This window comes from Mesobacillus sp. (assembly GCF_049588175.1).
Classification (GTDB): Bacteria; Bacillota; Bacilli; order Bacillales; family Cytobacillaceae; genus Mesobacillus.
On the sequence record NZ_JBAVFI010000444.1, the window covers coordinates 1 to 9867 of the forward strand.

A 9867-nucleotide genomic window follows, 5' to 3' on the forward strand; every position below is an offset into this window, starting at 1 on the left:
TCGCTAACCTGTGATATTTTTTATGTGCCTCTCCATGGATAATTCGATATAATCAGTATGTTAATTAATATTAATTACTCTTTGTGTAGTTTCTTAACTTACAGGAGCATCTTTTTCCTTTTTAAAATAATTTTTTTTATCATATAGCCTTTATTGGAAAACTTTTTTGTCCATAAAGGCTATATGATTTCAACGGTCAATTATTGATCACAATGGAATTATTTTTTGGCCGAATTAAAGCTCCATTGATTTCATGTATACACTTTTAATCTATGCGGAAGTCGCGAGCCAATTTTTTTATCATTGTATACTAATGAGAGGATGTCTCACTTGAGGAAGTTATATATCATATTATTTATTGGCATATTGATAATTATTACAGGCTGTCAAAGCGATAAAGAAAATCAGCAAAAAGAACTTACGGTATCCGCAGCAGCAAGTCTTCGTGAAGCACTTGAGGAAGCAGGACAAAAATATATGGACGATAATCCTGGAATAAAACTCATTTATAATTTCGGCGGATCAGGTTCCCTCCAGCAGCAAATTTCTCATGGCGCACCAGTTGATATTTTTATTTCAGCAGCTGAGGATAAATATAATCAGCTAATAGCAAAAGATAGGATTGATAAAAATCATAGTGCTCAACTTTTGGGAAATGAATTAGTATTAATTTTGCCAAAAGAAGAACATAGCATCGAATCCCTTGATGATTTGCTTAAAACGGATATTAAAAGAATAGCCATAGGCACGCCAGAAACAGTACCTGCAGGGCAGTATGCCAGACAAACATTCATTTCAACAGGCTTATGGAGCAGGCTGGAATCGAAAATCATTAATACAAAGGATGTCCGGCAAGTCTTATCCTATGTTGAGACCGCAAATGTCGATGCAGGGATTGTCTATAAAACAGATGCGATAATTTCTGATAAAATAAAGATGGTCCAAATCTCCGGACACGATTTGCATGATCCCATTATATATCCTGCAGGTGTAGTCTCTTCTTCTCAGAATGTTGATGAAGCAATCCAGTTTTTCGAATTCTTGAGGAGTCAAGAGGCTATGGATATTTTTAAAAAATACGGCTTTACAGCAGCATTGGATTGATTATTAATGTACAGTGATTTTTGGACACCGATTAAGCTTTCCCTTGAAATCGCATCAATATCAGTCATTATCGTTTTCATTTCAGGTATATTGGCGGCAAGAGTCTTATCAAGGAAACGTTTTTTCGGTAAAACAGCTATTGAAACAGCTTTGACCTTGCCTCTAGTCTTGCCGCCTACAGTAGTAGGATTTTTATTGATTATCATCTTCGGAATCAACAGCCCTGTTGGCAGGATGATAGAAAATATATTTGGAAGCCCAATTATGTTCACATGGTGGGCTGCAGTCATTGCATCCTCGGTGGTGGCCTTTCCACTAATGTATCAATCAGCAAAGAGTGGATTCCTTTCGATTGACCCAGGGACCGAGGAAGCAGCAAGAGTGGATGGCGCCGGCGAGTGGAAGGTTTTTCTGTATGTGACATTACCCCTTTCCGCAAAAACCCTCGTTACCGGATTGATCCTCAGTTTCGCAAGGGCACTCGGGGAATTTGGCGCAACGCTTATGTTTGCGGGTAATCTTCCCGGAAAGACACAGACTGCTCCAACAGCCATTTATGTTGCGATCGAGTCGGGAAACATGGAGGCTGCCTGGCTCTGGGTAATTGCCATGGCGGGAATTTCATTTATCATGCTCTTTTCAACTTCCCTTATAAAATCATAGGCAATCTAAAATCTATAGGATTTGCCTGCATACATAAAAATAAGAGCCATGGGATAACCCATGGCTTTGTTTTTACTCAGATATAGGAATTACCAGTCTTACTGGACTTGCTTTTTTCTTTTTGTCATCACCGACTAGGTCACCAGATATAATTTCAACTTCGCTTAGTCCATCCAGTTCATCAACAATAAACCCGACATTCCCTGTTTTCAATTGACCTGCAGCTATTTCCCCATTCAATTCCTCTAGATAAAAATCATCTTCCCATGTTTTGTGAATAGATTCATTGACCTTCATTAACGCTACAGGAGCGAAATGATAGCTTTCTTTAGAAGTATTTTCAATTTCAATTCCAACCTTAACGAAATCGAATTCTTCTTCATGCGTGTAAGGATGAAAAAAATCAATCATGCTGTAGTCAGGAACATAATGCATCAACTTAATATCCTTTACCGCATATTGGATACCGCCTAAAGTAAAATGCTTGTTTACTTCTTTGACTGCTTTTAAAGTAAGTTCACCTTTACGATCAGTAACTGTGTCCCCTATCTTTTTTAAAGTACTATCATCTGTTACTTGAGGATTGGGCACATTTATATTATGGGTTTTCGGCTTTTCAACTGCTTTAACAGTCACATCAGCTTTAGTTTCTTTAGTAGAATCCTCCTGAGCTGCTGCGGAACAGCCAGATAAAATTGAAATAGCTAAAAGTAAAGTGAGATATTTTTTCATTGAGAAACCCCTTCTCTAAAAAACTTCCCGCCGTGGCCAAGGCCCCGGCGGGAGATTTAATGTTTATTTTCTTTTGCCGTTTTCAAGGATATCAAATATATTCTTAGCATTGTCCGTGTTGTCAATCTGTCCGTAGAAGCGTTCTTTCCCAGGTCCAAAAGCGTATACCGGTACATCTTCACCTGTATGTCCGCCAGTCGTCCATCCTGTGTGAGAACGGCCATCAAAAATCTTTTCAATAGCATTATCAATTGTTAATACCTTCTTTGTAGCTGCCGCATCTTTTACTGACTGGATTTCCTCAGCAGTCAATTCAAGATCGATATATTTCTGCAAAGTTTCTTCAACCTCAGCACCATTAGCTATTTCATTAGCCATGAAGTCAGGTGTACGATTTGCAGCCTTTACCGGCTCACTAAACCAGTTATATTCACCGTCTGCACCGATTGAATATCCGCCTGTAGAGTGGTCAGCAGTTGCAACAACCAGAGTATGCTTGTCCTTCTTCGCAAATTCGATTGCAGCCTTATAAGCCTTTTCAAAGTCTTCCATTTCACTCATAGCACCAACTATATCGTTGTCATGCCCAGCCCAGTCTACCTGGCTTCCCTCAACCATTAGGAAGAATCCATCTTTGTCCTGGTTTAAACGCTCGATCGCAGATGTAGTCATATCCGCCAGGGACGGAGTTTTTTCTTCACGGTCTATCATTTTAGGCATCCCGCCATCAGCAAATAACCCAAGGACTTTTCCATTTTTGTCATTAAGCATTTGCGTTTTGTCTGTAACATAGCTGTAGCCAGCTTTTTTGAATTCTTCAGTAAGGTCTCTGTCCTGGCGTACAAAATTGCTTAATCCGCCACCAAGCATTACATCCACTTTATGTTCGCCGTTAATCATTTCATCATAGTAATCATCCGCAATCGAATTCATGTTTTTCCTTGAAATATCATGCGCACCAAAGGAAGCAGGGGTTGCGTGAGTGATTTCAGAAGTAGCAACAAGTCCAGTTGCCTTGCCATTTTCCTTTGCTGCTTCTAGAACGGTTTTTACTGGTTTTTGATCATTATCAACAGCGATCGCTGCGTTGTATGTTTTAATCCCAGCAGACATCGCGGTTGCTGCTGCAGCAGAATCAGTTACATTCTGTTCAGGATCTTCAGGATATGTCATCTGGTTTCCAACAAGATACTTATCAAATTCGGTCTTTTCCATTTCAGGTGTTTCAGGGTTGTCCTTTAAATAACGATAAGCTGATGTATATGAATTACCCATGCCGTCACCGATTAAGAAAATGACGTTCTTAATTTCTGCACGGTTATCACTTACTTCATTATCCGCCTTTGCATTAAATGTCCCTGCTAAGCTGCCGAACGCTACAGTGGAAAGTACAGCGAACGGGAGAATCTTCTTTTTAAAGTTTTCTTTAATCATTCCAAGACCTCCAACTAAGTTATTTAAGCCACTCCCCTACTATAAAGACAGTCTATTAATCTATCATTAACTGAATGTAAAAGAAGGTTAATTAATTGTTACATCCCCCTTTACATTCTTGTTTATAGAATATAAGGGGAATAATTAAAATTAAAAAAAAGCAGGCTATGATTACCTGCTTCGATACCTTCTATTTCTTTTTTGTTTCCGATTCAATACCAAAACACTGGCAGCAAGCAAAAGCAATATACCGCCTACAATAGAATTAAGTGACAATACCCCACTCTGTTCTGCCTTCTGTGTAGTATTCTTTACTTCTAGTTTTTTCTTTATTATCGGCTTCAGTTCAACGGTTTGGATAACCTTACCTTCTCCTTTTTCAATAGACAACACTCCATCTGAGTCAACAGATCTCTTGCCCTCGGCGATTGGTTCAGTCAAGAAAGTATCCGCTTGGGAGATGAATCGCAACTTCCCGCTTATGAATTCCTCACCCTTTCTGATCTGAGAGGATTTAAAATTAGCGAATCCATAGTCAAACAGCTTAATTGTGTCATCGTATATTTTCCTTTTATATTCTGATTTTAACAGAATTGCAGTTAATTTAAGCCGGCCATTTTCAGCCGTAGTGGCCAATGTTTGCTTGGACTGGTCAACAAATCCCGTCTTTCCTCCGGTAACTCCTGGATAGGGGATTTCTCCTTTTAGCATCCGATGGTGAGACAAAATAGTTGTGTCCCATGATTCTCCATCCCATTTCATTTGTTTTGTTGCAAAGATTTCACGAAAATCCTTGTTCTTCATCGCATAATTCAAGATCATACCTAAATCCTTAGCCGTCGTATAATGATTCTCATCGAATAAACCGTGCGGATTTACAAAATGTGTCGCTTCTACACCTATCTCGGATTCAAGAAACTCATTAACATGTTGAGAATACTTTTCCATCGTACCGTCCAGATGGATTGCGATTGCCAGTGCAGCGTCATTTCCAGAATTGATCAACATACCCTGGATAAGCTTTTTCAAAGTCACTTGCTCACCTGGATTTAAATATACCCTTGTTCCATCTATATTTAATACTTTTTCACTTACTATTACTTGATCATTCAAATTCCCTTTTTCTATTGCATAGATTGCTGTAGCAATCTTAGTGAGGCTTGCAGGATACATTTTCACCTCTTCATTTTTACTGAAGAGTATTGCACCCGACTGCGTGTCCATTAATACAGCAGCCTCCGATGTTAGTTCAGTGAAACCGTCTTCGGCATGAACAGGTTTAGTTAAGGTGAAAACTCCAAACATGATCAAAATAGAAAGTATCATTAATTTCTTCATTCAAACACATCCATTATCCTAGTCTCCGAGTTTAATTTTAGCAAATATATAACTAGATTTCTGCAAAGATATTGAATTTTAATAATAATGGAATATTAAAGCACTTTAGTTAAAATTCAGCGAAAAACCAGTGGACTTACGCTCCAATCAACTTATTTATCAATGTTTGCTGCAAACAATCCATTAAAATAACAATCCTTTCGTAAACACCCTAAAAAAAACACATAGAAACCTGAAAAATTTAGACAAGTTCTTTATATGGACGAGCATAAATATTTAAAAAGGAGGTGAAAATATGCATTTCTTCGTTGTGAAAAAAAGGGCATTATACTTTGTGGGCGTACTTGCTCTTCTTGTTATAATCGGATCATTTTGGATGACCTTCAAGTCTGATGCCACTCCAGCTATTAGTCAGCAAAAAGAGACGATTCGGGAGATTCACCTGGTAACTGGTGAATTTAAATCATCAACTGAAGATGGTAAAGAAATTGAGGCCTACCGTTGGGATCCTGGAACCATCTTTGTTGAAAAAGGAGAAAAAGTCCGATTAAAAATTGTAGGGGTTAATGGAAAAGAACACCCATTCATTATTGAAGGTACAGATCTTAAAGGTATCGTTAAAAAGGGGGAAGAAACAATCATTCCTCTGCAATTTGACAAAGAAGGAACCTACAGACTTATTTGCATGATACACACTAATGCAGAAAACAGCGGTCCAATGATCGCTTACATTGTGGTTGATTAAATATTCCTTTCTAAGAACAGGATTCCATATCCTGTTTTTTCTTTTTCTTCATCTCCCCTCCTCCTCTTTTTGACACAAAACATACAAAACAATACATCCATAGTGGCAACGTTTCCTGATAGTATTATTTATCATAGGATTTTTATATAACAGAACGCGTAAATCAATAGATAATTATAATACAGTTTCCTTAGACTTTATGCAAAAAACACATTTTTAATTGGTATTCACAGTTTGTTCATCTTTTCACAATTTTGTCACACCAAAACTGTTATAGTCGTAGTATGATGAAAGTGTGATAACTGTTATATAAATAATTACTTCTGAGGTGACTAATAATGGAACAGTGGAAAGGTTTTAAAAGCGGTACTTGGCAGGAAGAAATCCATGTTCGAGATTTTATTTTAAATAACTATACTGAATATACAGGTAATTCAAGCTTCCTGACAGGAGCCACTGAGGAAACAAACCTTTTATGGCAGCAGGTCATGGAATTAACAAAGCAGGAGCGCGAGAATGGCGGAGTTTTGGATATGGACACAGAAATCGTGTCAACCATCACATCTCATGGCCCAGGATATCTGGACAAAGAAAAAGAAAAGGTTGTTGGCTTCCAGACAGATCAGCCATTTAAGCGCTCAATGCAGCCATTCGGAGGCATTCGCATGGCTAAGGCTGCATGTGAAGCATATGATTATGAACTGAATACGGAAGTTGAAAAAATCTTCACAGATTTCCGCAAGACACATAACCAGGGTGTGTTCGATGTTTATACAAAGGAAATGCTCCAAGCACGTAAAGCTGGTATCATAACTGGGCTTCCTGATGCTTATGGACGCGGACGCATCATTGGCGATTACCGTCGTGTTGCGCTGTATGGTGTGGATTTCCTTATGGAGCAAAAGAAGAAAGACCACGGTTTTACTAGCAGTGTCATGACAGAAGACACTATGCGCCTTAGAGAGGAAGTCTCAGAACAATACCGTGCATTAAATGAATTGAAAAAGCTTGCAGAAAGCTATGGCTATGATATTTCTAAGCCGGCTTCTAACGCAACAGAAGCTTTCCAGTGGGTTTACTTTGCTTATCTAGCTGCAATAAAAGAGCAAAACGGTGCGGCAATGAGCCTTGGCCGTGTGGCTACCTTCCTGGATATATTCATCGAGCGCGACCTGCAAAACGGCGCATTGACTGAACAAGAAGCACAGGAACTGGTCGACCACTTCGTTATGAAGCTCCGACTTGTAAAATTCGCAAGAACACCTGATTACAATGAATTGTTCAGCGGTGACCCAACCTGGGTAACGGAATCAATCGGCGGCATGGCGCATTGCGGCAAGTCACTTGTTACGAAAAACTCTTTCAGATTCCTTCACACACTAGATAATCTGGGACCTGCTCCAGAACCTAACCTGACCGTTTTATGGTCTACAGTCCTTCCAGAGAACTTTAAGAAGTATTGTGCGGAAATGTCGATTAAAACCAGCTCAATACAATATGAAAACGACGACCTGATGCGCCCTGAATATGGTGATGATTATGGAATTGCCTGCTGCGTGTCAGCAATGGAAATCGGAAAACAGATGCAGTTCTTCGGTGCACGTGCAAACCTGGCAAAAGCATTGCTTTATGCCATCAATGGCGGTGTTGATGAGAAGCTTAAAATACAAGTAGCACCAGGTTTCAGTCCGATCACAAGCGAAGTTCTCGACTATAATGAAGTCATGGCAAAATTCGATAACGTCATGGAATGGCTCGCAGGCCTCTATATCAACACTTTGAACATCATTCATTACATGCATGACAAATACAGCTATGAAAGAATCGAAATGGCGCTCCATGATACTGAAGTCCTTCGCACAATGGCAACAGGAATTGCCGGTTTAAGCGTCGTAGCTGATTCCTTAAGCGCGATAAAATACGGGAAGGTTAAAGTAATTCGTGATGAAAATGGAATTGCGATTGACTTCCAAACTGAAGGTGATTTCCCTAAATACGGAAATAATGATGACCGCGTTGACAGCATCGCAGTTGAAATCGTAAAAACCTTTATGAAAAAGCTGCGTAAGCACCCAACATACCGCAATTCATTGCATACAATGTCAATCCTTACAATTACTTCAAACGTTGTATATGGAAAGAAAACTGGAAATACACCAGATGGAAGACGAGCTGGCGAACCATTCGCTCCTGGAGCAAATCCAATGCATGGCCGGGATACAAAAGGAACCCTTGCTTCCCTGTCCTCTGTCGCAAAACTACCATACAGCTATGCTATGGATGGAATCTCAAACACCTTCTCCATTGTTCCAAAAGCGCTTGGAAAAGAGGAAGAAAGCCGCACAAGCAATCTCGTATCCATCCTCGATGGCTACGCAATTAAAGATGGCCATCATTTAAATGTTAACGTGTTTAATAGAGAAACTCTAATGAATGCCATGGAACACCCAGAAGAATATCCACAGCTGACCATCCGTGTATCTGGCTATGCAGTAAACTTCATCAAGCTGACACGCGAGCAGCAAATGGATGTAATCAACCGTACTTTCCATGAATCTATGTAATGAATAGCCGTATCAAAGCGGCGGAGAACATGGAGTTCCCACCTACTCTCCAGGAACTCCTGTTTTACCAGAAAGGAGCAATCATCATGAACGGAAACATTCATTCTATCGAAACATTCGGCACTGTCGACGGACCAGGAATCCGCTACGTTATCTTCACCCAGGGGTGCCTGCTGCGCTGCCAATTTTGCCATAACGCAGACACCTGGGAAATCGGCACTGGCAAACAGATGGCTGTTTCCGAAATCATTGATGATTTAAAATCCTATCTTCCTTTTATCCAATCTTCAGGCGGAGGAATAACTGTCAGCGGTGGTGAGCCGCTGCTGCAGATTCCATTTCTTACAGAGCTTTTCAAAGAATGTAAAAAGCTAGGCATCCATACTGCTATTGATTCTTCAGGCGGATGCTATTCCAGCGCTCCATTATTCCAGGAACAGCTAAAAGAACTGATGAAATATACAGACTTGGTATTGCTGGATTTAAAGCATATTAACAGAAAAAAACATATAAAACTAACAGGTATGGCAAATGATCACATTCTGGATTTTGCCCGATACCTTTCAGACCATCAAGTCCCTATTTGGGTGCGGCATGTATTGGTTCCTGGGGTAACAAATGATGTTCAAGATCTCACTCACTTGGGTGAATTTATCGGCACACTTGTAAATGTCAAAAAGGTGGAAGTATTACCATACCATAAATTAGGTGTGTATAAATGGGAAGCTTTAGGTTTAGAATACCCACTTAAGGATACAGAACCTCCTGCAGATGATGAGGTAGAGAATGCTTTCAAATTATTGACGAATCATATGAACTAATTTAATTAGAGAAACAAACAGCAGATTTTTGTTCCCCTGCTGTTTTTTTCTGCAAGGTTAAAATGACTGCTCTTGCGATTCATTTATCTAGGACTCCCCTGAAACGTTCATCCTGCATTAGTCTTTTCAAAGCCACGATAACTACAAAAAACTCCAGCGCTCGTAAACAATGCATAGTACGCAAGAGAAGGCCAAAATTCTTGCTTTATAGACTACAGGCACCCCTTTAAATAATTCTAAAGTTCTTGCTGCCTAAGTTTTGTTAATGAACAAATTATCTCAGCCATTATGTTCCTCAGTAAGTTTCACTAATTCCTCAGTAATATCTTTTCTTTCTGCGTCTGCAATTACGGATGAAATTATCTCTTCTTTAGAAAGTTTGTCAATTGCTTCGTGTTCAGCATAATATGCAAATTTCCTCAAAGTCTCCATCTGTTTCTTCTTTAAATCTGGATACCTTAGATAT

8 protein-coding genes and 1 pseudogene are annotated in these 9867 nt (G+C 39.5%); 5 read left to right on the plus strand and 4 right to left on the minus strand.

All coding sequences use genetic code 11. The annotated features are described in order from the left end of the window. The first annotated feature begins 321 nt into the window (after positions 1-321). Positions 322-1104 carry a molybdate ABC transporter substrate-binding protein gene (gene modA, locus WB217_RS10905; protein ID WP_423993255.1) on the plus strand — a complete coding sequence of 261 codons (783 nt, stop codon included), beginning with the start codon at positions 322-324 and terminating at the stop codon, positions 1102-1104. Between the two features lie 6 nt (positions 1105-1110). After that, positions 1111-1767 carry a molybdate ABC transporter permease subunit gene (gene modB, locus WB217_RS10910; protein WP_423993256.1) on the plus strand — a complete coding sequence of 219 codons (657 nt, stop codon included), beginning with the start codon at positions 1111-1113 and terminating at the stop codon, positions 1765-1767. Between the two features lie 72 nt (positions 1768-1839). Here the strand turns inward: modB and WB217_RS10915 are convergent, their stop codons facing one another. The 3 genes from WB217_RS10915 to WB217_RS10925 all read right to left on the minus strand — a co-directional run bounded on the left by WB217_RS10915 (position 1840) and on the right by WB217_RS10925 (position 5271). Beyond that, the gene (locus WB217_RS10915; RefSeq protein ID WP_423993257.1) at positions 1840-2499 is read right to left on the minus strand and encodes a DUF4352 domain-containing protein; all 660 of its coding nucleotides are present in this window, start codon (positions 2497-2499) and stop codon (positions 1840-1842) included. Between the two features lie 63 nt (positions 2500-2562). After that, positions 2563-3933 carry an alkaline phosphatase gene (locus WB217_RS10920; RefSeq protein ID WP_423993258.1) on the minus strand — a complete coding sequence of 457 codons (1371 nt, stop codon included), beginning with the start codon at positions 3931-3933 and terminating at the stop codon, positions 2563-2565. A 171-nt stretch (positions 3934-4104) separates the two neighbouring features. Continuing rightward, positions 4105-5271 carry a D-alanyl-D-alanine carboxypeptidase family protein gene (locus tag WB217_RS10925; protein WP_423993259.1) on the minus strand — a complete coding sequence of 389 codons (1167 nt, stop codon included), beginning with the start codon at positions 5269-5271 and terminating at the stop codon, positions 4105-4107. A 295-nt stretch (positions 5272-5566) separates the two neighbouring features. On the opposite strand from WB217_RS10925, the gene WB217_RS10930 reads away from it, so the two are divergent. From WB217_RS10930 to pflA, 3 genes are all read left to right on the plus strand, one after another. Further along, entirely contained in the window at positions 5567-6016 is a 450-nt protein-coding gene (locus tag WB217_RS10930; protein ID WP_423993260.1) for a cupredoxin domain-containing protein, read from the plus strand. Positions 6017-6354: 338 nt separating this feature from the next. Then, positions 6355-8580 carry a formate C-acetyltransferase gene (gene pflB / locus WB217_RS10935; RefSeq protein ID WP_423993261.1) on the plus strand — a complete coding sequence of 742 codons (2226 nt, stop codon included), beginning with the start codon at positions 6355-6357 and terminating at the stop codon, positions 8578-8580. Positions 8581-8666: 86 nt separating this feature from the next. Next, positions 8667-9401 carry a pyruvate formate-lyase-activating protein gene (gene pflA / locus WB217_RS10940; protein ID WP_423993262.1) on the plus strand — a complete coding sequence of 245 codons (735 nt, stop codon included), beginning with the start codon at positions 8667-8669 and terminating at the stop codon, positions 9399-9401. 279 nt (positions 9402-9680) lie between these two features. On the opposite strand, the pseudogene WB217_RS10945 reads toward pflA, so the two are convergent. Continuing rightward, positions 9681-9867: pseudogene (locus WB217_RS10945) on the minus strand (sodium:proton antiporter); the annotation flags it as partial.

Excerpts from the sequence above, each read along its gene's own strand:
- pflA (WP_423993262.1), top strand. The coding sequence starts at position 8,667 with ATGAACGGAAACATTCATTCTATCGAAACATTCGGCACTGTCGACGGA.
- modA (WP_423993255.1), top strand. The coding sequence starts at position 322 with ATGTCTCACTTGAGGAAGTTATATATCATATTATTTATTGGCATATTG.
- WB217_RS10915 (WP_423993257.1), bottom strand. The coding sequence starts at position 2,499 with ATGAAAAAATATCTCACTTTACTTTTAGCTATTTCAATTTTATCTGGC.
- WB217_RS10930 (WP_423993260.1), top strand. The coding sequence starts at position 5,567 with ATGCATTTCTTCGTTGTGAAAAAAAGGGCATTATACTTTGTGGGCGTA.
- pflB (WP_423993261.1), top strand. The coding sequence starts at position 6,355 with ATGGAACAGTGGAAAGGTTTTAAAAGCGGTACTTGGCAGGAAGAAATC.
- WB217_RS10920 (WP_423993258.1), bottom strand. The coding sequence starts at position 3,933 with ATGATTAAAGAAAACTTTAAAAAGAAGATTCTCCCGTTCGCTGTACTT.
- modB (WP_423993256.1), top strand. The coding sequence starts at position 1,111 with ATGTACAGTGATTTTTGGACACCGATTAAGCTTTCCCTTGAAATCGCA.
- WB217_RS10925 (WP_423993259.1), bottom strand. The coding sequence starts at position 5,271 with ATGAAGAAATTAATGATACTTTCTATTTTGATCATGTTTGGAGTTTTC.